Below are 22,600 nucleotides of genomic sequence, written 5' to 3' on the forward strand. Positions count from 1 at the left end.
TATATCGATTTTTAGACAGTTAAACAAAATTTAATTAATAAATTTATAAAGTTTTCTATATCACATTATATTTTATCCTTCTCTACATCATCCTTGTTTTAGCAATAAAAGTCTAATCGAGTTACATTTAGATTTTTGCTTTACTTGCTAAACCGAGGATTTTATTTTCTTACTCAACGTTTAAATAAATTAGAACATATTCAGTTTGTATAAATAAATTTTATTACTCATTGTAATTTAGGATTTTTAACAATTCATTATATGCAATTAAACTGTTATCTATTTTAATTTCATCTAAATTTTTAGTGTCTCAAGGTTCTTATTTTCCTCGTACAATACATAACAAAAAGACATCAAAATAAAATAAAGTAAAATACTAAATGGATAAAAGGTATAAAGCTATAAAAGTGTTAATAATAATTTTATCCTTAATTAAAATTTATCTTTTATGTTTTTACTAAAATAATGTTGAAAGATTTCACAAAGAAGTATAAAAACAATATTTTAAATTTGTAAACTTCAAAATATTTATTTTAATTATATTAATTAAAATAAAAGCTGTCTTAGTCAAATATTTACATTTAAAACAAGCATTAGTAATTCTACTGAAAGTTTATGAAAAGTAGTTTTTAGTAGGTTTATTATAAAAAAATAAATAATATTTTTAATAATTGTAGACAAATTATAGAAAAACAAATATTAATTAAGGGATTAATATTTGTTTTTTTAAATTTATAGCCGTTCTTCCATGAGTAAGGGACAGAAAGAGATACTTAAAATTATCTATAGTTGAACATACATACGAGTAGGGATGCACAGATGTACGTCTTGACCTGCGTAGCTTATTAAAAGAAGAATTTATATAGAAACAAATATTTAATTGATAAAAATAAAGTTTACTAAATTCTATTTTAAATAATGTTTAGGAGTATACAGATGGCTTTTGATTTAGATGAAACTTTCCAAATAGATGTAGCCCATACTCATTTAAAAGAAGCGCATACAGTAGTATTTAGTTTAGATAATACGAAAATTCCTTTTGTAGTTTGGTTACTAGAAAATCCTAGTAGCCCTTTGGCATTACCTGGAAAAATTAGTTTACGTTATCACGATTATATTCATATTCTTTTAGGACGAGGCATTTCTCCTGAAGATGAAGCTTTTGTAATTGGATTTACAATGGGTAATGATTTAAAGACTAATAAATTACATTTATTTGTATATAAAGTTTTTGCTAAGTTTATATATCCATATCCTTATAACTTTTCTACATTAGATTTCATCATATTTGATTTAGGCTTTGTTTATGGGAGAAAAATTAAAGTAAAACAGATAAATGATATAAACTTTGAAATATATCACGATAAAAGTATAAATCATATAAGAGATTTATTTGGAATTCATACTGATGAAATTCAACTTATACGAAAATTTGAAATTTGGTTAACGTTGGATTCTAAGACATCTAAAAAATACTATGAAAATGCGCCTGCCTTATAAATTTAAAATTGTTCCTTATCAGCTAGTAACTATAACATTACTGTTGACATTATTCTTGTTTATTCCTCAGATTTGGCTTAATTGGCAAGCATATAGTAACTTCAATAATATTACTAAGTATGAATTTAAACTGCAAATATTAAGCGATAAAATTTTCTATTTTGATGAAGTATTAACTATGTCAGCACGTATGAATGCTGCTACAGGTAACTTTACCTGGGAACAACGATATCGCAAATTTGAACCTCAGCTGGATCTCGCTATTCAAGAATCTATTAAGCTGGCTCCTAAAGAATACGAAAATCAGGATGCTATAAAAATTGATGCCGCTAATCAACGCTTAGTATCAATGGAAAATCAATCTTTTGAGTTAGTAAGAAAAAATCGAAAGGAGGCGGCGCAATTACTACTGTCCAGCCGAGAATATGAAATCCAGAAGCACATTTATGCAGATGGGGTTACAAAAAGAAAGCATAATATTTCACTTCAGTTAGAGCATAAAGTTGCTGATTATCGGAAAAGAACGTTTTGGGCAATTTTAGAATCTATTATAAGTTTAGCAATGCTTGTTCCGGCATGGCTTATGGTATTGCATTTATTGCAAGGATATTTAAAAGCTAAAAAAATTTCTCAAGCTGCTTTAGAAGAAACTAATTATAAATTGGAAATGCAAGTTGCAGCTAGAACGGAAAAACTAAACCAAAAAAATGTTGAATTACAACAAACATTACAAGAATTGCAGCACACCCAAGTACAATTGATTCAAACTGAAAAGATGTCTTCACTGGGTCAGCTTGTTGCCGGTGTTGCTCATGAAATTAACAATCCTGTTAATTTTATTTATGGGAATTTAATTTATATTAAACAATATACTCAGCAATTGCTAACTTTAATTGAAGTGTATAAAAAAAACTATTTTAATTATCAGCCAGAAATAAATGTTTTAATTGATGAGATAGATTTAGAATTTATTATCGATGACCTCCCTAAAGTTTTAGGTTCAATGACAGTTGGTGCTGATCGTATCCGTGAGATTGTGCTAACGTTACGAAACTTCTCGCGTCTCGATGAAGCAGAAATGAAACCTGTAGACATTCATGAAGGAATTGATAGCACACTATTAATTTTGCAGTATCGTCTTAAAGAAAAGTATGATCAGCAGGAAATTACAATTATCAAAGATTATGGGAGCTTACCGCTAGTCGAATGTTATGTAGGAGGATTAAATCAGGTATTTATGAATATACTCTCTAATGCGATTGATGCTTTACATCAGCAGGTATTAGAGCCTTTAGAAAAAGATTTTAAAAAACAAATTAGCTCAATTATTATCAACACTAAAGTAAAAAGTAAAGAACGTATAATTATCAGTATTAAAGATAATGGACTAGGAATACCTGAGGATGTCAAAAGTAGATTATTTGACCCATTTTTTACTACTAAACCTATAGGCAAAGGTACTGGTTTAGGATTGTCTATTAGCTACCAGATTATAGTAGAAAAGCATGGAGGAAAAATCAAGTGTATATCTGCACCTGGAGAGGGTACAGAGTTCTTGATTGAGATTCCGATCAAGCAGAGATAGTCGGTAAACTTATTAACAAAGACGGGCATAGCTTTGAAAATATTATTGAACTTTGTAAAATGGGTCGTGTTTAAATATTTGTTAGTGCAATTGTTACTCAACAAACGTCTATGGTGTAAGCAATCGGTAAAATGAGTGTGTCAGTAACGAAAAAAGAGACGCCTCTACTAACCTTATGCTCACAACAGCTGATTTTCTTCAGTACACTCAGTGGTCGGGTATCGCCACATTGGTATTGGCTGTCTTAGCAGCCTTGGCTTTTATTCTCAAATGGGGCATCCGCTTTCGGCTAGTGGGTACGACTGGCTTTATGATAGTGCTGACAGTTGGTTTATTTTCACTTTCGTTAGTTCCTTTGAGCCGTACTGTAATTCCCGGAGCAAAGAAATTTACTCTAGTTTATGACGGAGGGTCAACACAAGCGGTGATTGCTGTATCACCCCAAATTTCTCCTACGGAATTAGAAGCAACTTTACGTCAAGCAGCTAGTAATGTCTATTCTTATGGCCGCTTAGGTAGCCGAGAAGACAACAAATTGACGGTTCGCGCCCGTACAGTTATTCACCCAGAACCAGGGATTTCTGTTCCAGTTTACTTGGGTCAGATAAAGCGATCGCTTGCTTCTCGTGAAAAGTCTGAAATCACAGTCGAAATTTACCAAGACAAATTTGCCCAATTGCCAAAATCTACAGTTTAGGGGGCTGGGGACTGGGGATTGGAGACTGGGGATTTCTTACTTTTATTCTCTGTGTCTCCTCATCCCCCTCATTAACCATGAAAGCATAATTTTTTTTGTATTCAGATATACATTATTTTGTTATCTTGAAATTAAAGTATTACTCTATGAGTAATTCCACTAAAGTAAAAATTTATAGGATGCTGAAAATGCATACCGTTAGGCGCTAGTTGTCATTTGTTGTTCTAATTACCACTACCCACTGGAAAATTCCCTGTTCTCAATGACTTTTCCTCAGAATCTGAGAGTGGTAATGTTAATTAATTATACGGTTATTCAAAATTTTGATAGTTCGGGATTAAAGGCGAATGGGCATTATAGATTCAAGCCAAATCGTCAAACCGCTCAAGGAGTTGGCAACAGGCTTTGTCTACTTTATTGCATGGCTAACTTAGTTGAGGCAATTATAAGGTCACAGCCATCCTTAAAGGAGTGTGGCAACAATAACACTTAGCCATAAGTCAAAATTTTATTAAGAAACATCAAGGTTTTGGCAAACTAGATTATATGCCCAATCAATTTTCCTCTCAAACTGTGTCTACTCAAACCCCTAGTTCGTTATCAGTGTTCACGGTTTCCCCAGCCAAGGTAATCCGTGGTGCGAGTGTGTTACAGGCAGCAGCAAAAGAGATCGCCAATTTGGGAAATCGTCCCTTAATTGTCGCAGGCGATCGCACTCTCGTCATCAGCCAACAGAGTTTACAACCAGCCCTTGAAACTCAACAGCTAAACATAGCGCAAGCCTCTTATGGTGTAGATTGCTGTGAAGCAAGTCTGAAAGCTTTACACAAAGCAGCAAAAGCACATAAAGCTGATGTAATTATCGGTGTAGGGGGCGGTAAAGCACTAGATACAGCTAAATTAGTAGCGCAACAGTTACGGTTGCCAGTGGTGACAATTCCCACTTCAGCCGCTACCTGCGCCGCGTGGAGTGCCTTATCGAATGTTTATTCCGAGACAGGGGCGTTTCTCTATGATGTGACACTATCTCGCTGTCCCGACTTATTGATACTTGATTATGACTTGATTCAAACCGCACCACAACATACCCTAGTGGCAGGAATTGGAGATGCGATCGCCAAGTGGTACGAAGCCTCAGTTAGCAGCGGACACTCGGAACAAAGTTTAATTATTGCCGCAGTGCAACAAGCACGAGTTTTGCGGGATATCCTTTTGCAAAAGTCAGCCACCGCCTTAAAAGAACCAGGTAGCGAGGTTTGGCGAGAAGTCGTAGATGCCACAGTTTTACTCGCTGGAGTAATTGGGGGACTAGGAGGGGCGCAGTGTCGTACCGTTGCAGCTCATGCAGTACATAATGGTTTAACTCATATTTCGGGACATGGCAGTATTCACGGCGAAAAGGTTGCTTTTGGGATTTTGGTGCAACTGCGTTTAGAAGAAATGCTACAAGGCAATCAATTAGCAGCTGCTGCACGTCAACAGCTGTTAAAGTTCTATACAGAAATTGGATTGCCACAAAAATTAAGTGATTTAGGATTGGGAAACATCACTCTAGGCGAGTTGCAACAGGCGGCTGAAATTGCTCTTGCTCCTAATTCTGACATCCATCGACTACCATTTAAAGTTGCACTGGAACAGTTGATGGCAGCGATGATTTCCACCACCGCACCCATAGACAGTCGGGAGGGGATAATGAACCGAGTCTCGGCAAGGGCAATTAATGAAGAGGCTGAAGAGTAAAACACTTAACTCCATTTGGAGTATTTAAGTTTTTTGTCCTCACTCCTGACACACAACAAAACCCATCTTTAAATAGTGGGAATTTGTGAAACCAGTGCAGACTCTTCAGGGCTACTGAAAGTCGCCGTGATTAACCACTTTGGTTAATGGTGGGAAATTTGCTAACAACTCAACTGTATCAAGACAATGACACTGAATTGGATCGTCCCAGCAGAACGCGTACAAAAACTGCCGCCTTATGTGTTTGCTCGTTTAGATGAACTTAAGGCTAAGGCACGGGAACAAGGACTAGATTTGATTGATTTGGGGATGGGAAACCCTGATGGGGCGACACCGCAACCAGTAGTAGAAGCGGCGATCGCAGCTTTGCAAAATCCCGCCAACCACGGTTATCCGCCTTTTGAAGGCACTGCGAGTTTCCGGCGGGCGATTACTAATTGGTATCGTCGCCGCTATGATGTGATTCTCGATCCTGATAGCGAAGCTTTACCACTACTCGGTTCTAAAGAAGGATTAACTCATCTGGCGATCGCCTACATTAACCCTGGTGATGTAGTTCTTGTTCCTTCTCCCGCTTATCCTGCTCATTTCCGGGGCCCAGCGATCGCAGGTGGGAAAATCCACAGCTTGATTCTCAAACCAGAGAATGACTGGTTAATTGATTTAGCTGCCATTCCTGACGAGGTTGCCCGACAAGCCAAAATTCTTTATTTTAATTATCCCAGCAATCCCACCGCTGCCACCGCCCCCCGCGAATTCTTTGAAGAAATCGTCGCCTTCGCTCGCAAATATGAAATTTTGCTGGTACATGACTTGTGCTATGCCGAATTAGCTTTTGATGGTTATCAACCAACTAGCTTGTTAGAAATTCCTGGTGCGAAAGAAATTGGTGTAGAATTTCACACCTTATCCAAAACCTACAACATGGCTGGTTGGCGCGTTGGCTTTGTAGTAGGCAATCGCCACGTAATTCAAGGTTTGCGAACGCTCAAAACCAACTTGGACTATGGGATTTTTGCCGCACTGCAAACAGCAGCAGAAACTGCTTTACAATTGCCAGATGTGTATTTGCATGAAGTACAACAACGCTACCGTACCCGCCGCGACTTTCTGATTGAAGGATTGGGACAATTGGGTTGGGATATTCCCAAAACTAAAGCGACGATGTATCTCTGGGTGAAATGTCCTGTTGGTATGGGTTCTACTGATTTTGCCCTTGATGTATTGCAGGAAACTGGTGTCGTTGTCACCCCAGGTAACGCCTTCGGAACTGCCGGTGAAGGCTATGTGCGAATCAGTTTAATTGCAGATTGCGATCGCCTGGGTGAAGCTTTACATCGCTTCAAGCAAGCTGGTATTCGCTATCAACCTGAAGCTGTACTTTCTACTTCAGAATAGAGATAGCACCCCCTTAACAAAACCTTATTTATGCAAACCCCCGCTGCTACTATTCCTCATTTAATTGCTGCGGGCTTTCATGCCCTTTCAGATCCACTCAGAATAAGTGTACTAGAACTACTCAGACAGCAAGAACTGTGTGTGTGTGACTTGTGCGCTGCTTTAGAGGTAAGTCAGTCAAAACTGTCTTTTCATTTGAAAACCCTTAAGGAAGCAGGTTTAGTTAACTCACGTCAGGAAGGACGCTGGATTTATTACAGTTTAAACATTCCCCAATTTAATGTTCTAGAGGAATATTTGGCGGGTTTTCGCCATACTCGTGTAATTTCATCAGTGCGTCGCTGCTGTGATTAGGGAATTCATACCCCCAGCTACGATGTAAGTTTACCAATGCTTGCATTCAACTGAAGAACCTAAAACCTTTTAATTATATACATCAACTTTTTTTGATGAATTTTTGTATATAGAGTTCTATTTTTCATTGACATATCAATTTTTTTTGAAATGATAGAAATATACCTTTGATATAAGCCATACAGGTGAGGTCAATGAAGGCAATAGCAAAGAAATTGGCTCTGGCGCTTGGAATTTTGGCTTTTGCGATCAGTTGCACAGCTACATCCAATTCATTATGAAACTTTGAATGCAAGCAGTGTGAACCTGTAATGAGCAAAAAGACTTCAAAACAACTGTCTTTTCTTGACCGCTTCTTGACTCTGTGGATTTTTCTAGCAATGGCTATTGGGGTAGCCTTGGGCTATTTTTTTCCTGGAGTAGAAGGATTTATTAATCAGTTTCAAGTAGGAACGACCAATATACCGATCGCGATCGGGTTAATTCTGATGATGTACCCACCTCTAGCCAAGGTGCGATACGAAGAGTTAGGGGATGTATTTCGTAACGGCAAAATTCTCGGTTTATCGCTAGTTCAGAATTGGATCATTGGGCCAATTTTGATGTTTGCTCTAGCGAGTATTTTCTTACATAATTACCCAGAATACATGACGGGATTGATTTTAATTGGATTAGCCCGTTGTATTGCAATGGTAGTTGTATGGAGTGACCTAGCACGAGGTAATACAGAGTACACAGCTGGATTAGTAGCTTTCAACAGCATCTTTCAGGTGATATTTTATAGTCCTTATGCATGGTTCTTTATGACTGTGCTGCCGCCGCTGTTTGGGTTGCAAAGCAGTGTCGTTAACGTGAGTATTGCCGAGATTGCTCAAAGTGTGTTTATCTATCTCGGTATTCCCTTTTTAGCTGGATTTTTTACTCGTTACTTCTTAGTGAAGGCGAAGAGTAAGCAGTGGTATCACGAAGAATTTGTGACCAAAATTAGCCCGATTACGCTAATTGCTCTGCTATTTACAATCATGGTCATGTTCAGTTTGAAAGGGAATTTAATCGTTCAGATTCCTTTAGATGTGGTTAAGATTGCAATCCCGTTGATTATCTACTTTGTCGTCATGTTTTTGGTCAGCTTTTACATGGCGTGGCGAATCAAGACGGATTACTCTAGAGCCGCAAGTGTAGCATTTACAGCAGCCGGAAATAATTTTGAGTTGGCGATCGCTGTGGCGATTGCAGTCTTTGGGATTAATTCGGGCGCGGCTTTTGCAGCCGTTGTCGGCCCCTTGGTGGAAGTGCCTGTACTGATTGGCCTCGTTAATGTTGCTTTCTGGTTGCAAAAGCGTTATTTCACATCACCTGAATCAAGCAGCTGATAAATTTAACGACATTATTAGGGGAATCGAACTATGAAACGAGTCATGTTTGTTTGTAAAAAGAATTCTGCCCGTTCCCAAATAGCAGAAGGCTTTGCTAAAACCCTTGGTAAAGGAAAAATTGAAGTGATTAGTTCTGGGTTAGAAGCTAGCCAAGTTAGACCAGAAGCGATCGCTGTTATGAAAGAAGTTGGCATCGACATAACTGATCAACACTCCAAACCTCTGAGTGACTTTAAAGCCGAAGACTTTGATGTAGTGATTTCTTTGTGTGGCTGTGGTGTAAATTTGCCGCCGGAGTGGGTCGTGCGGGAAGTATTTGAAGACTGGCAGTTAGATGACCCAGCAGAACAACCGGAAATTTTCCCTAGAGTGCGTGATGAGATTCAAGAACGGGTGACTCAACTGATTGAGTCTGTGAGTCAAGAATTTACGCCTGCTATATAAAGACTACTGGGATTAAACTAAGGCTCGAACCAATGGAGCAACAAATATTAGCTTTTGTTACACAATGACCTTTAATCACAAACCTAGAATTCTATTTCTTTACGGTTCTCTGCGAGAACGTTCCTACAGCCGGTTGCTGGCTGAAGAAGCCGCAAGGATTATTCAAGAATTTGGCGCAGAGATACGTTTCTTTGATCCTCGTGATTTACCAATTCACAACAGTGTACCCGATACCCATCCCAAGGTGCAGGAACTACGAGAGCTAAGCCAGTGGTCTGAAGGGCAAGTCTGGTCTTCTCCTGAAATGCACGGCAACATTACTGGGATTATGAAAAACCAAATTGACTGGATTCCCCTGAGTATTGGGGCAGTCAGACCAACTCAAGGCAGAACTCTAGCAGTTATGCAGGTAAGCGGTGGCTCACAGTCTTTCAATGCTGTCAATACATTACGGATTTTGGGGCGTTGGATGCGAATGTTTACGATTCCCAATCAGTCTTCCGTGGCAAAAGCTTACCAAGAGTTTAATGAAGATGGAACGATGAAGGATTCACCTTACCGCGATCGCGTGATTGATGTCATGGAGGAACTTTATAAATTCACACTGCTATTGCGCGATCAGGTTGATTATCTAACAGATCGCCATAGCGAACGTAAGGAAAAAGCAGCGCAAGAAACTTTGAAAGTCGCCAATAGTGCGCTGGAAGTTAATACTAATCGAATTTTATAAAAGTTTTATTTTGTCAAGTCATCAATAAGCAACAACATTATGAAATGAGTAATGTTTGTTTGTCAGAAGAATTCTAGCCGTTTCCAAATGGCAGAGGGTTTTGCACGAACATTAGAAATTGGCAGCAAGTGAGATAGATTCCATCACTAGTGAATATTGTTAAATTCAAATTTATTAATTCTTGAGTGCTAGCTCCAATGAGGCGTGTATTGAATTTTATGTCTTGAGTATGATATGCATAGTATTGAGATAAAACTATACTAAACAATTAGCTAAATTTATGCTTAATCTATGTTGCTGTTGTGATTAATCAACACTCTGAAAACCTCTCAAATACTCAAGTAGAAAAAGTATCGGAGCAAAGCTATAAATTTAGCTGGTTTGATTGGTTTTGTCTATGGTATCCACCAGGCTGGCTGATTTTATTCAACCGTCATTGGCAGCACTATCACGCTGATCCAGATGGTTGGAATTTGCTAGAATACGGGTTATTTTTGATTCCTGGTGGATTCTATATAGCAATGCTGAGTCGCTGGTTGCGACTGGGTTGTCGTTCACCACGTAAAGAAACTGGTGAATTTGAACCTAATTATCAACAAGTTTTTAGCACGGAAATTCTGTCCACCATTATTAAATATTATTTTCGCGGCGAATTGCAACAAATTGATCAGTTGCCGCAAACAGGGCCAATGATTGTGGCCATGAATCATGCAGGTATGTGCTTTCCTTGGGATTTTATAACTTTGGCTTATTTAATAGGTGAAGCACGAGGAACCACAGTACAAACCTTAGCAAATACAGCATTATTTGAACATCCTTGGATGATTTGGTGGCTACCACCCCAATGGTCACAGGTTTTAGGTGGTGTGCGAGCAGAATTAGATGATTTTGAGGCAGCCATAACCCAAGATAGAATCATCTTATATGCACCTGAAGGCGTACGGGGGCCAATAAAAGGTTGGAAAAAACGCTATCAACTGCAAAAGTTTGATGTCAGCTTTATTAAGTTGAGCGATCGCCATCATATTCCCATTGTCCCAGTAGTTTGTATCGGGAGTGAATCTTTACATCCTTGGACTGTTAATTTGCAAAAGTTGCAACGGCTATTTAAATTACCATTCTTGCCTTTATCACCTTTAATGCTGCTGTTGATGCTGTTTCCTTCAATGGGGGTTTGGGCAATGAAAACGCGTCTACGTTACTTTATTCAGCCTGTAAAAAATGATATGAGTTTGAACAAAGGGCGTGCAGCAATTTATCAACAAGCACAACAATTACGAGAAAACCTGCAAATTCAAATTAATCAGTTATTAAGTTAGCAGAAAGTAAACTGATGAAATGATGTATTTTCTTAGGCTTAAACTGGCTCCAACAAAGCAGCACCAAAGCGATAGCCTTTGCCATAAACCGTGTGAATCAGTGTAGTTTCTCTACCTACCTCAATCTTACGACGCAACAACCGAATTAATGCTGCTATGACATTGCTACTAGGTTGTTCTTCATCTTGCCAGAGATGTTGCATAATCTGGGCATGAGTTAGTAGTTGTCCAGTATGTTCCATGAAATATTGCAGCAGTTGACTTTCTTTTTGTGATAACTCAATCACCCGTCCTTGGCGATAGGCGACTTGATTTTCACAGTCGAGTTCTAAGTCAGCTACCGTTATCCGTCCGCTAGTGATGGTTTCATAAGCTTGGGAACCAGAACGGCGCAACAAAGCACGAACTCTAGCTAATAACTCCCGCAGTTCAAAGGGTTTAATCAAATAGTCGTCTGCGCCTGCATCTAAACCTTGTACGCGGTCATCTAAAGTATCTTTGGCTGTAAGAAACAGTACGGGAGTTGTTTTACCTTGACTCCGCAATTCCTGACAAATCTCTAACCCCGTTTTTCCTGGTAGCATCCAATCTAAAATTAGTAAGTCATAACTGCCTGCTTGGGCAAGTTCGCTGCCAGTTGTACCAGTATAAGCAGTTTCTACATTGTAACCCTCACGAGTTAATAAGCGACTCAAGGGGTCAGTTAGTTCAACTTCATCATCAACTAATAAAATTCTCATGCTGCTTGTGGTAAGCATATAGAGATATTCTCAATATTAATTAACCGCTAAGACAAGGACGCTTGCATACTCTCTTAGAGTTAAGCATAGTGTCTATAGCCAAGGACACCAAGAAAAAGAATGCTGACTGTTGCATTGCCAAAAGGGGAACTACTTAAAAATAGCATCCGCCTGCTACAATCTGTAGGATTAGATTTTAGTGCTTTTTTAGATTCAGGAACTCGCCAACTCCAGATTCCTGACGCTAGCGGACAAGCAAAAGCGCTGCTAGTGCGGGCGCAAGATGTGCCAGTTTATGTAGAATATGGTCAAGCACAACTGGGTATTGTCGGTTACGATGTGCTGCAAGAGAAACAGCCGCAAGTTGCACATTTAGTTGATTTGCAGTTTGGGCATTGTCGAATGTCGGTGGCGGTAAAAGCATCCAGTTCTTACAAATCGCCTTTAGATTTACCACCTCATGGTCGAGTTGCTTCTAAGTACGTGAATTGCGCTCGTGAATATTTCCACGGTCTAGATTTACCTGTAGAAATAGTGCCGTTATATGGTTCAGTAGAACTAGGGCCGATTACAGGAATGTCAGAGGCGATCGTAGATTTAGTTTCTACGGGGCGGACTTTACGCGAAAATGGTTTGATTGAAATTGCCACTTTATATGAAAGTACAGCAAGATTGATTGCTCATCCTCTGAGTTATCGTCTCAATACAGGTAATCTCAGCGATTTGATTAGCAAGTTGCGGGACACGGTTTTAGTGACAGTTTAATTCCTCAAAATCTACTGGGAATCATCGGTCTGTCATGATTCCCTTGCTAAGGCTTAGTAAAGAAATAGCCAGTAGTGTGTGTTAAGCGCATATCTGGATATGATTGTTTATGAAAGACGTTTTTGTCTGGTGTTTAACACACCACTTGTCTGGCGGTGCGCTAAGTTGAACGCTTTAACGTACCTTATTACCTGAGTTCTGAATTCTTTCGCATAACACTACAAGTTGATGCCAGAACAGAGCATAAATTTTGATTCTAATCCACCAGTTGCCGTTAATGAATACGACAACATGGCACAGATTGCTTTACCAGGTTATGAGGCAATGCATACAATGGCATTGTCTTTTTTACGATCGCATCTCCCAAAAGAAGCTAACTTATTAATTGTCGGTGCTGGTACTGGCATGGAATTGGTAAAGTTTGGTCAGCGTAATTTAGCATGGCAGATGCTTGGTGTAGACCCATCGAGTAATATGCTAGCGATCGCTCGAGATAAAATACAGCAACACAACTTATCTCAACGAATCCAACTATTTCACGGCTTCACCCAAGATTTGCCTTCTACTCCCCTTTACGATGCAGCAACTTGCATTTTAGTGATGCATTTTCTCCCAGATGACGGTAGCAAACTAGCATTACTGCAAAGTATTGCCCAGCGTCTCAAATCGTCGGCTGCTTTTATCTTGGTCGATGTGTTTGGTGAGAAAGGCACTCGTGAATTTGAGCAAATGGCTGCGATTATCAAAATATTCTGGCAAGAAATGGGCATGACCCCAGAAAAAAGCGTTGAATCGTTAGAAACAATCCATAAAGGTATTCATCCCCTGCCAGAATCAAGAGTATTGGAATTATTACAGCAGGCTGGCTTTGGCAATATTATAAGATTTTATACAGGACTTTGGGTTGGCGGCTGGATAGCAACAAAAAATTGAAGAACAAATGAGCTTCTTTTCTAGATAGTACTTTACCTAGTTGCAGAGTCTACATCACTAGTCATTTAGCGATGACAACCCTGTAAATCAGTTGCTTGAAATAGTTTGAGTAGCAAGCGTGTGGTTTTTATTTTTGCCATTCTGACAAGAGCTTACTATTTTGTCTACACTTAAGTTATTCCTAATAAATTCTTTTAGTTTATTTTGAGCTTATGGTTATAAGAAAAGCTTGTGTAGTTAGAACAACAGCTTAAACTTTCCTTATAGTACACTGAGTATTCATAAGAACATCTTAATTTTTCATAATAACAGCTTAAATTTTCTCATAACACAATGAGTGTTTGTAACGACAGCTGCAACTTTACTAGTGACGGCTTTTAAGGTACTAATACCGTTTCGCTTTAATCAACTTACAGATTTCACAGCTAGGGCTTAAAGCTAGCTGGTTATTATATCAACTATTTCATCTGTAGTCAAATTTTAAAGAGTTGGCATCACACAAAGCTAAAAAACTCTCTTAAAAAGCTAGAGATAGATAGATAATTAAGTAATGTAAAAAAAAAATTAAGCTATTCCTGATGTATTCAGGATGTTTTTTGCAAGTCATATTTCGATTTATAAGATAAAGTTCATGAAAACTGGACGCACTGACCTGGAAGTAGCGAGGCTAGAAGCCCTCCGTCAATATAAAATTCTTGATACTGAACCGGAACAAGCCTACGATAATCTTGCCCAATTAGCAGCATTTATTTGTGGCACACCTATAGCCTTGGTAAATTTCATCGATGAACACCGCCAGTGGTTCAAAGCAAAAGTAGGTATAGAAGTACCAGAAATGCCCCGGACTGTGGGATTATCTTATCTTTGCCAAGAGAAACGTGATCTTGTAGTGGTTACGGATACATTAGCTGACGAAAAGTTTGCAAGTAATCCAGTTGTAACTGCCTATCCTTATGTGCGGTTTTATGCAGGTGTACCTCTGGTTACTCCCAAGGGACATATGCTAGGAACTCTGTGTGTCATTGATAATGTGCCACGGGAACTAAGCCAAAAACAGATGGAAGCGCTTGTCGCTTTAAGTCGCTTGGTAATTGACCAACTAGAACTCAGGCTTAATGTAGCTGAAGTATCTCGGATTAGCGAAGAACTAGTGACTTACGAACAAGCAGCACGCGCTGAATCTGAAGCTGCAAGAATTCGGATATCGAATATTCTCGAAAGTATCACTGATGCATTTTTTGCTTTAGATAAAGAGTGGCGATTTACCTACGTCAATGGTCAAGCAGCACGACACTTGCACAAAAACCAAGATGAACTATTAGGTAAAAATATCTGGGAAGTTTTCCCAGAAATGATTGGCACTAAATTTTATCACGAGTATCATCGGGTAATTTCAGAGCACGTAAGTATCGAATTGGAAGAGTTTTATCCACCGCTCAATAGCTGCTTTCAAGTCCATGCCTATCCTGCACGAGACGGCTTGTCTGTTTATTTCCAGGACATTACCGAACGTCAGCAAACAGCAGAAGCACTGCGGGAAAGTGAAGAACGCTGGCAATTAGCATTACATGGTAACAATGATGGGATTTGGGATTGGAATCTGAAGACAAATAAAGTCTTCTTCTCGGCTCGCTGGAAGGAAATGCTGGGGTATGAAGACCACGAAATTTCTAATACTTGGGATGAGTGGGAAAAACGTGTACATCCCGATGATACAGCTTGGGTACTCGAAGCTATTCAAGCTCATTTTGCCCAGAAAACACCGTTTTACGTCACAGAGCATCGATTGCAATGCAAAGACGGTAGTTATAAATGGATTTTAGATCGAGGACAGGCGCTTTGGGATGAATCAGGTCAAGTAGTGCGAATGGTAGGCTCTCATACTGATATTACCGATCGCAAGCGGGCAGAAGAAGAATTCACACGGCAGAATTTGCGATCGCAATTATTTGCCGAAATTACTCTGAAAATTCGCGAATCTTTACAACTCGAAGAAGTTCTTCAAACATCAGTTACTGAAGTCCAAAAGCTCTTACAAGCTGACCGAGTTTTAGTTTTTCAACTCTGGGCTGATGGTTCGGGAACAGTCGTGCAAGAGGCAGTGTTGCCTGGTTGGCCCGTGGTTCTGGGACAAAATATACTTGACACCTGCTTTCAGCGAGATTATCTAGAAAGATATCGCCAGGGAAGAGCAAGCGCAATTATAGACATCGAAAAGTCTCACATTCAAGACTGCCATAAGGAATTTCTCCGGCAGTTTGGCGTCAAAGCTAACCTTGTAGTGCCGATTCTAATTAGAGATGGCATTTGGGGCTTGCTAATTGCTCATCAGTGTGATGCTCCCCGCCAATGGAATAACTTTGAGTTGGAGTTATTACAGCAGCTGGCTAACCAAATTGGCATTGCCCTTTCTCAGGCGCAACTGTTAGAGCAACAAACGCGCCACAGTCAGGAACTGGCCCGTTCTAATGCCGAATTAGAACAGTTTGCTTATGTCGCTTCCCATGATTTGCAAGAGCCATTGCGGATGGTGATAAGTTATTTACAGCTGCTAGAGCGGAGGTACAAGAGCAAGTTAGATGCCAATGCAGATCAGTTCATTAGCTATGCTGTAGACGGGGCGCACCGAATGCAGACTCTAATTAACGAACTTTTGAACTATTCTCGCGTTAGCACCAGAGGACAGCCCTTTGGATTAGTTGATTGTACTGCTACTGTAAAGCGAGCGATCGCTAATCTCCAAGTAGCAATTGACGAAAGTAAGGCAGTTATTACTCACGAGCCTTTACCCGAAGTGATAGCTGATGCCACTCAGATGACACAAGTCTTCCAAAACCTCATCAGCAACGCCATCAAATTCCGCCGAGAACTGCCGCCGCAAATTCACATCGGAGTTGTGAGGAGAGTAGGGGGAGTAGGGGAGCAGGGGGAGCAAGGGGAGCAGGGGAGCAGGGGAGCAGGGGAAGCAGGGGGAGCAGGGGGAGCAGGGGAGCAATTACTTCCTCATATTCCCCAGTCACCAGTCCCCAGTCCCCAGTCCCCAGCCACCAGTCCCCACTCCCCACTCCCCACTCCCCAATACGAATATTTGTTCTCAGTGAGCGATAATGGAATTGGGTTGGAAAGCCAGTACGCTGAACGTATCTTTGCGATTTTTCAGCGCTTGCACAGTCGTGGCAAGTATCCGGGTACTGGAATTGGTCTGGCAATTTGTAAGAAGATTATAGAACGCCACGGGGGTAGTATCTGGATTGAGTCCGAAGCGGGTCAAGGCTCGACTTTCTACTTCACAATTCCAGATAGAGCAGGTCAGCAATCGTGAGTAATAAATTAACGATTATGCCTATTGAGGTTTTGTTAGTAGAAGACAATCCTGGCGATGCCCAACTTACACGCATTGCCCTGGAAGATAGCAAAATCTCCATTCACCTGAATGTAGTTGAAGATGGTGTCGAGGCAATGGCATTTTTGCGAAAAGAGGAGAAATATAGTAAGGCCGTACATCCAGATATTGTGCTACTCGATTTGAACCTTCCTAGAAAAGACGGAAGGGAGGTATTGGCAGAAATCAAAGGAGATGAAAACCTCAAGCGAATTCCTGTAGTTGTCCTAACGACTTCCCAAGCCGAAGAAGACATTCTCAAAGCCTATAACTTGGCTGCTAACTGTTACATAACTAAGCCAGTTGACTTCGATCAATTCGTTAAGATTGTACAATCAATAGAAAATTTTTGGTTTGCGATTGTAAAACTGCCACCGGAGTGAAAGCAATGGCAGGCGAAAACATTAAAGTCTTGTTAGTAGAAGACAACCCTGGTGATGTCTTTTTATTACATGAATTATTAAAGGAAGTTACTACAGTTCGGGTTGAGTTAATGCCTGTTGAGCGCCTAAGTGAAGCGCTTAACCATTTAGCAACCAAAAGTTTTGATGTAATTCTGTTAGACCTCTCACTGCCAGATAGCCAAGGTTTGGAAACCTTTGTGATAGCTCACAATCGGTCAAAAGCCACTCCGATAATTGTCCTAACAGGTATAGATGATGAAACTCTGGCAATTAGGGCAATGCAGGAAGGAGCGCAGGATTATTTAGTTAAAGGACAAGTCACAGGTGACTTACTGGTGCGCTCTATGCGTTATGCGATTGAGCGTCAACGAGCAGACGAAGCACTGCGGCATAGTGAGGAGCGATTTCGGGTTGCTCTAAAAAACTCGCCAATCTTTGTTTACAACCAAGATAAAGAATTACGTTATACCTGGGTTTATAATCCCCTTTATGGATTGGCTGTTGAAGATATTTTGGGCAAACAAGACTGGGATATCATTCCAGTTGAAGATGCTCAACGTCTTACCGCTATTAAACGTGGGGTGCTAGACGCTGGTGTAGGAACACGAGAGGAAGTTGCGATCGCCACCGCAGCTGGAACGCGATATTATGATTTGACAGTCGAGCCATTGCAAAATGAGGCGCAAGAAGTTGTTGGGGTGACTTGCGCCAGTGTTGATATTAGCGAAAGAAAGCTGGCTGAAGAGAAAATTCGCGAACAAGCGGCATTACTTGATGTCACCACTGATGCCATTTGCGTACAAGATTTAGACAATAAAATACTCTTTTGGAATCAAGGTGCAGAAAAACTCTACGGTTGGCAGGCTCATGAAGTCTGGGGCAAAAATGCCAACGAGTTTTTGTCTGACGAACTTTCAACAGAAATCGAAGCGGCTTCATTGCAAGTCATCAGCAAAGGCAGCTGGCAGGGCGAGTTAGCCAAAGTTACCAAAAGTGGCAAAGAAATCCTGGTAGCTAGTCGCTGGAGTTTAGTTTGTGATGAACAAGGCAAACCAAAATCAATTCTCGCAGTTGATACAGATATTACCGATAAAAAACATCTAGAAGCTCAATTGTTCCGCACTCAACGCTTAGAAAGTATCGGAACCTTAGCTAGCGGTATTGCTCATGACCTGAATAACATTCTCACGCCGATTTTGGCAGGAGCGCAACTATTACCCCTGAAATTCCCCGATGCAGATGAGCGGACTCACCATCTCTTGGAGATTCTAGAAATTAATGCTAGACGTGGAGCTGATTTAGTTAAACAAGTGCTGTCATTTGCGCGGGGTGTGGAAGGGAAGCGCATCACTTTGCAACTTAGACATCTGATTGCGGAACTTGGCAAGATTATCAAAGAAACATTTCCCAAATCCCTCGAAGTCCGCACTGATGTACCACAAGACTTATGGACGATTTCTGGAGATAGTACACAAATTCATCAAGTGCTGATGAATCTCTGCGTCAACGCCCGTGATGCCATGCCTAACGGTGGTACTTTAAAAATCTCTGCTCAAAATCTCTATATTGATGAAAATTATGCCCGGATGAATTTAGAAGCCAAAGTCGGGCCGTACATCCTAATTACTGTCTCTGATACTGGTACTGGCATTCCTAAAGAAATCTTAGATAGAATTTTCGAGCCATTCTTCACTACAAAAGAAGTTGGGCAAGGCACAGGGTTAGGGCTTTCCACAGTACTGGGAATTATTAGAAGCCACGGTGGTTTTATCAATGTGTATAGCGAAGTCGGCAGTGGTACTAGCTTTAAAGTGTACTTGCCAGCAGTTGGGGGAATGGAAACACTTAGCGCTGAAGATTTGACACCGCCGACAGGACAGGGAGAACTAATTTTAATTGTGGATGATGAACCTGCAATTCTGGAGATTACAAAAACATCACTGGAAGCTTACAACTACAAAATACTAACTGCCAGTGATGGTATTGAGGCGATCGCATTATACGCTAAACACATGAGCCAAATTAGCGCTGTACTGATGGATATCATGCTACCGTCGCTAGATGGTTTAACAGCCATCCGTACTTTGCAAAAAATAAATCCCCAGGTCAAAATTATTGCCACTAGTGGACTGATGTCTAGCAATAAATTAGGCGCGGTAGCCGATACTGGTGTGACCACATTTTTATCAAAGCCCTACACTGTTAGTGAACTATTGTTCGCTTTACAGAAAGTACTATCTTGATAATTGAGCATTGGGGAGCCAGTCTTGTGGGCGGGCAATGCCCGACTTGAAAGAACTGGCGTTATTGGGCATTGGAAAAGAGATTTTTATACTTTGCTAGCCTTGAGTAATCAAAACTAGGAGAAACAGAATACATACAGCGTTTTGTATCTAAATGGAGTACATCCTTTACCCCCCTTAATCTCCCCGATGTATTGGGGGGAAATTGCCAATCTAGTTCCCTCCCCTTTCCAAGGGGAGGGTTAGGGAGGGGTATTTTTGTACTTCACTAACTTGCAATCTGCTGTAAATTATAGTTCTCCTGTTTTTTAACTCCCAACTCCTGTACAGACGCGTAGACGCTCGAAGAGCGGCTTCTCGTAAGAGTATAATCGCGTCTCTCCCTACTCCCTACTCCCTTAGACATTAAACCGGAACAACATCACATCCCCTTCCTGCACAATATACTCTTTACCTTCACTGCGAACCAACCCTTTTTCTTTCGCCGCATTCACTGAACCAGTCGCTACTAAATCATTGTAAGCAACAGTTTCTGCCCGAATAAATCCCCGTTCAAAATCAGTGTGAATTACGCCTGCGGCTTGAGGTGCAGACATTCCCGCATGAATTGTCCAAGCGCGGGTTTCTTTAGGCCCACTCGTGAAATATGTTCGCAAACCTAAAAGAGTGTAAGTAGCACGAATCAAAGATTTCAAGCCGCCTTCTTGCACACCTAATGATTCTAAGAAATCAGCTTTATCTTCCTCTGGTAATTCCACCAATTCGGCTTCAACTTGTGCCGAAACAATGACAACTTGAGCATTTTCTGTCGCTGCAATTTGCCGCACTTTGTCTACAAAGTCATTACCAGTTGCCAAATCATCTTCTGAAACATTGGCAGCATAGATAATTGGTTTATAAGTGAGCAGTTCTAGTCCTTTGATAATCTCAGTTTCTTCTTCAGCTAAACTCACTTGGCGGACTGATTTACCTTCATTTAAAGCAGCAGCTAATTTTTCTAACACTGTTATTTCAAACTGTGCATCTTTGCTGGTACGCGCTTGTTTACGGGTGCGGTCAATTCGCCGTTCAATTTGTGCTAAATCTGCTAAACCTAGCTCTAAATTAATTATTTCAATATCTCGCGCTGGGTCAACAGAACCAGCAACGTGGATAATGTCGTCATTCTCAAAACAACGTACCACATGGATGATTGCATCAACTTCCCGGATATGGGAGAGGAATTGATTACCGAGTCCCTCACCTTGACTTGCACCTTTAACCAAACCGGCAATATCCACAAATTCAACCCGCGCCGGGACAATTTGTGCAGAACTGGCAATTTTCGAGAGAACATTTAACCGCTCATCCGGTACTGCGACAACGCCGACATTCGGTTCAATCGTGCAAAAAGGGAAGTTAGCCGCTTCTGCTTTGGCGTTAGCGACTACAGCATTAAATAAGGTAGATTTTCCGACGTTGGGAAGTCCGACAATTCCGGCTCTTAGCATTTTGGCTTTTAGATTTGGATTTTAGATTCAAATACTAAGATAATTCAAACAGGTTCAGGTATGGTTTGGGGAATTGTCCCTGGAACAGTTTGAGGAATCGGTGCTGGAACAGTCTGAGGAATGGGAGTAGGTACTGGTTCTGGCGCAGGCCCTGGTAAGGGTTGGGGAATCCCTGGCCCCGGTACTGGTTCAGGACTTGGTAGTGGATTTGGTTCAGGAGTAGGAATCTGTGGTTCAGGTATAGAAATAGCAGTGGGATAAGTCATCGTCAGTCTAATTAAATTATTCGACTTTCCCAAACTAGATGAAAACTTGAGATTCTGACATCTCCCTAAATACCTATACCTAGCCAGACTAGTCTTGATTAATTTACGGCTATCGATAAAAAAAGGCAGGAAATCCTGCCTTTTCAAGAAGCTACAAAACCATAGTTAAGGTAAGTATTACGCATGGATTAAGTTAAGTTGCGACAAAATTATGACAAAAGTGTGACTAACACGAGTTGTTATGATGCAGCCGTTTAGCTTATACCAATTTACGAGAATCCTGATACATATAGATTTCTCGTAATGGCATGGCATTACCATGCCCCTACCAGGGTATTTGTATCATTATTAAAATGAAATGGTATTACTCTTCTGCACAAAAGTTTTTTCTCTTTTTCAGAGCGATCGCTAAACCTGCTACCAACACAGTTCCTATTAGATTACCAGGTTCTGGTACAGAAGTTTCTTCTATTGGTACTTTGATTCTTAAATTCACCAAGAGAGCGTTATTCATGACTAAGGATGTTACCGTTGGTGAACCGGGAATATCAGACTGAAAATCAAAGACTGTGGGGGTTGCGCCACCATTAGCTTCGCTGTACCTTGGGCCATATCCACTTACTTCAAAAGTACCTTGATACTGTTTTCCAGTTTCTGGATCGATGACAGTACCAGTGTATAAGGCTTTTGTCAGATTAAACTCATCTTGAATTACTCCTTGAAATGTAGTTCCAGGCAATTTTCCTTGATAACTGTAAGGTGTCAATTGACCACCAGAGAGAACTGGCGAGGTAAGGATGCCATCGAATGAAACAATCGGAATGCCTTTAAAATCAACGAAGTAATGAACGCTGCCATCTGCACGTAATTTTTGCTGCAAATAATCTGAGTTATATACAGGAACATCATTATTACTTACATTTCGGTAATAAGTTCCAGTGTCATCCGTATCAACACGAGTAATACTATTATTAAAATTAGGATTAAAACTCGGAAGCTCGATTGTTCCTGATAATGTGCCAGTGCTTCGAATTGTGATAAATTGAGCAGCTGAAGCGCTTGCCCCGCTTAAACCGATGAGAACTGCGCCTAAACAGCTACTGCTTAAAACTGCACTACCTAACTTAGTTTTGGAAAAACTGAGTTTCATTAAAAAATTGCTCCTATAATCATCCATGAAAAACCCGCCTAGTGGGACTTAATGTCTTTTAAAATCTTGCTTAAGCGTGATTTA

The 22,600-nt window shown here is 40.4% G+C and carries 19 protein-coding genes; 15 read left to right on the forward strand and 4 right to left on the reverse strand.

What is annotated here, in order from left to right; all coding sequences use genetic code 11:
• Nucleotides 1–936 precede the first annotated feature (936 nt).
• The 10 genes from WKK05_RS35005 to WKK05_RS35050 all read left to right on the forward strand — a co-directional run bounded on the left by WKK05_RS35005 (nucleotide 937) and on the right by WKK05_RS35050 (nucleotide 11,143).
• The gene (locus WKK05_RS35005) at nucleotides 937–1,500 is read left to right on the forward strand and encodes a hypothetical protein (protein ID WP_341527552.1); all 564 of its coding nucleotides are present in this window, start codon (nucleotides 937–939) and stop codon (nucleotides 1,498–1,500) included.
• Entirely contained in the window at nucleotides 1,484–3,085 is a 1,602-nt protein-coding gene (locus WKK05_RS35010) for an ATP-binding protein (RefSeq protein ID WP_341531275.1), read from the forward strand. Before WKK05_RS35005 ends, WKK05_RS35010 begins: the two co-directional genes overlap by 17 nt.
• 175 nt (nucleotides 3,086–3,260) lie before the next feature.
• On the forward strand, nucleotides 3,261–3,782 hold the full coding sequence (locus WKK05_RS35015; protein ID WP_341527553.1) for a Ycf51 family protein: 522 nt from the start codon (nucleotides 3,261–3,263) through the stop codon (nucleotides 3,780–3,782).
• 546 nt (nucleotides 3,783–4,328) lie between these two features.
• Nucleotides 4,329–5,522, forward strand: a complete 1,194-nt coding sequence (locus WKK05_RS35020; RefSeq protein WP_341527554.1) for an iron-containing alcohol dehydrogenase family protein — start codon at nucleotides 4,329–4,331, stop codon at nucleotides 5,520–5,522.
• Between the two features lie 186 nt (nucleotides 5,523–5,708).
• A complete protein-coding gene (locus tag WKK05_RS35025; protein ID WP_341527555.1) occupies nucleotides 5,709–6,920 on the forward strand; it encodes an aspartate aminotransferase in 1,212 nt (403 codons plus the stop codon).
• A 30-nt stretch (nucleotides 6,921–6,950) separates the two neighbouring features.
• On the forward strand, nucleotides 6,951–7,274 hold the full coding sequence (locus WKK05_RS35030; protein ID WP_341527556.1) for a metalloregulator ArsR/SmtB family transcription factor: 324 nt from the start codon (nucleotides 6,951–6,953) through the stop codon (nucleotides 7,272–7,274).
• A gap of 311 nt (nucleotides 7,275–7,585) precedes the next feature.
• A complete protein-coding gene (arsB, locus tag WKK05_RS35035) occupies nucleotides 7,586–8,647 on the forward strand; it encodes an ACR3 family arsenite efflux transporter (RefSeq protein WP_341527557.1) in 1,062 nt (353 codons plus the stop codon).
• 33 nt (nucleotides 8,648–8,680) lie between these two features.
• Nucleotides 8,681–9,094: an arsenate reductase, glutathione/glutaredoxin type gene (gene arsC, locus WKK05_RS35040; protein WP_341527558.1), complete on the forward strand. Its 414-nt coding sequence runs from the start codon at nucleotides 8,681–8,683 to the stop codon at nucleotides 9,092–9,094.
• A 64-nt stretch (nucleotides 9,095–9,158) separates the two neighbouring features.
• On the forward strand, nucleotides 9,159–9,824 hold the full coding sequence (gene arsH, locus WKK05_RS35045) for an arsenical resistance protein ArsH (protein ID WP_341527559.1): 666 nt from the start codon (nucleotides 9,159–9,161) through the stop codon (nucleotides 9,822–9,824).
• 302 nt (nucleotides 9,825–10,126) lie between these two features.
• Nucleotides 10,127–11,143 (forward strand): 1-acyl-sn-glycerol-3-phosphate acyltransferase, encoded by a 1,017-nt coding sequence (locus WKK05_RS35050; RefSeq protein WP_341527560.1) that lies wholly within the window; start codon nucleotides 10,127–10,129, stop codon nucleotides 11,141–11,143.
• 38 nt (nucleotides 11,144–11,181) lie between these two features.
• Here the strand turns inward: WKK05_RS35050 and rppA are convergent, their stop codons facing one another.
• Complete coding sequence (gene rppA / locus WKK05_RS35055) at nucleotides 11,182–11,883, reverse strand: two-component system response regulator RppA (protein WP_341531276.1); 702 nt, start codon at nucleotides 11,881–11,883, stop codon at nucleotides 11,182–11,184.
• A 120-nt stretch (nucleotides 11,884–12,003) separates the two neighbouring features.
• Here rppA and hisG point away from each other — a divergent pair, with 120 nt between their 5' ends.
• The 5 genes from hisG to WKK05_RS35080 all read left to right on the forward strand — a co-directional run bounded on the left by hisG (nucleotide 12,004) and on the right by WKK05_RS35080 (nucleotide 19,610).
• Nucleotides 12,004–12,648: an ATP phosphoribosyltransferase gene (hisG, locus tag WKK05_RS35060; RefSeq protein ID WP_341527561.1), complete on the forward strand. Its 645-nt coding sequence runs from the start codon at nucleotides 12,004–12,006 to the stop codon at nucleotides 12,646–12,648.
• Between the two features lie 228 nt (nucleotides 12,649–12,876).
• On the forward strand, nucleotides 12,877–13,581 hold the full coding sequence (locus WKK05_RS35065; protein WP_341527562.1) for a class I SAM-dependent methyltransferase: 705 nt from the start codon (nucleotides 12,877–12,879) through the stop codon (nucleotides 13,579–13,581).
• Between the two features lie 631 nt (nucleotides 13,582–14,212).
• Nucleotides 14,213–16,903: a GAF domain-containing protein gene (locus WKK05_RS35070; protein WP_341527563.1), complete on the forward strand. Its 2,691-nt coding sequence runs from the start codon at nucleotides 14,213–14,215 to the stop codon at nucleotides 16,901–16,903.
• On the forward strand, nucleotides 16,900–17,346 hold the full coding sequence (locus WKK05_RS35075; protein WP_341527564.1) for a response regulator: 447 nt from the start codon (nucleotides 16,900–16,902) through the stop codon (nucleotides 17,344–17,346). Before WKK05_RS35070 ends, WKK05_RS35075 begins: the two co-directional genes overlap by 4 nt.
• Before the next feature lie 5 nt (nucleotides 17,347–17,351).
• Nucleotides 17,352–19,610: a response regulator gene (locus WKK05_RS35080; protein ID WP_341527565.1), complete on the forward strand. Its 2,259-nt coding sequence runs from the start codon at nucleotides 17,352–17,354 to the stop codon at nucleotides 19,608–19,610.
• A gap of 398 nt (nucleotides 19,611–20,008) precedes the next feature.
• On the opposite strand, the gene ychF is transcribed toward WKK05_RS35080, so the two are convergent.
• From ychF to WKK05_RS35095, 3 genes are all read right to left on the reverse strand, one after another.
• On the reverse strand, nucleotides 20,009–21,100 hold the full coding sequence (gene ychF, locus WKK05_RS35085; RefSeq protein WP_341527566.1) for a redox-regulated ATPase YchF: 1,092 nt from the start codon (nucleotides 21,098–21,100) through the stop codon (nucleotides 20,009–20,011).
• Between the two features lie 44 nt (nucleotides 21,101–21,144).
• Entirely contained in the window at nucleotides 21,145–21,366 is a 222-nt protein-coding gene (locus tag WKK05_RS35090) for a hypothetical protein (RefSeq protein ID WP_341527567.1), read from the reverse strand.
• Nucleotides 21,367–21,730: 364 nt separating this feature from the next.
• Nucleotides 21,731–22,516, reverse strand: coding sequence for a PEP-CTERM sorting domain-containing protein (locus WKK05_RS35095; protein ID WP_341527568.1), 786 nt, complete (start codon nucleotides 22,514–22,516; stop codon nucleotides 21,731–21,733).
• Between the last annotated feature and the right edge of the window lie 84 nt (nucleotides 22,517–22,600).

The organism is Nostoc sp. UHCC 0302 (assembly GCF_038096175.1).
GTDB lineage: Bacteria > Cyanobacteriota > Cyanobacteriia > Cyanobacteriales > Nostocaceae > UHCC-0302.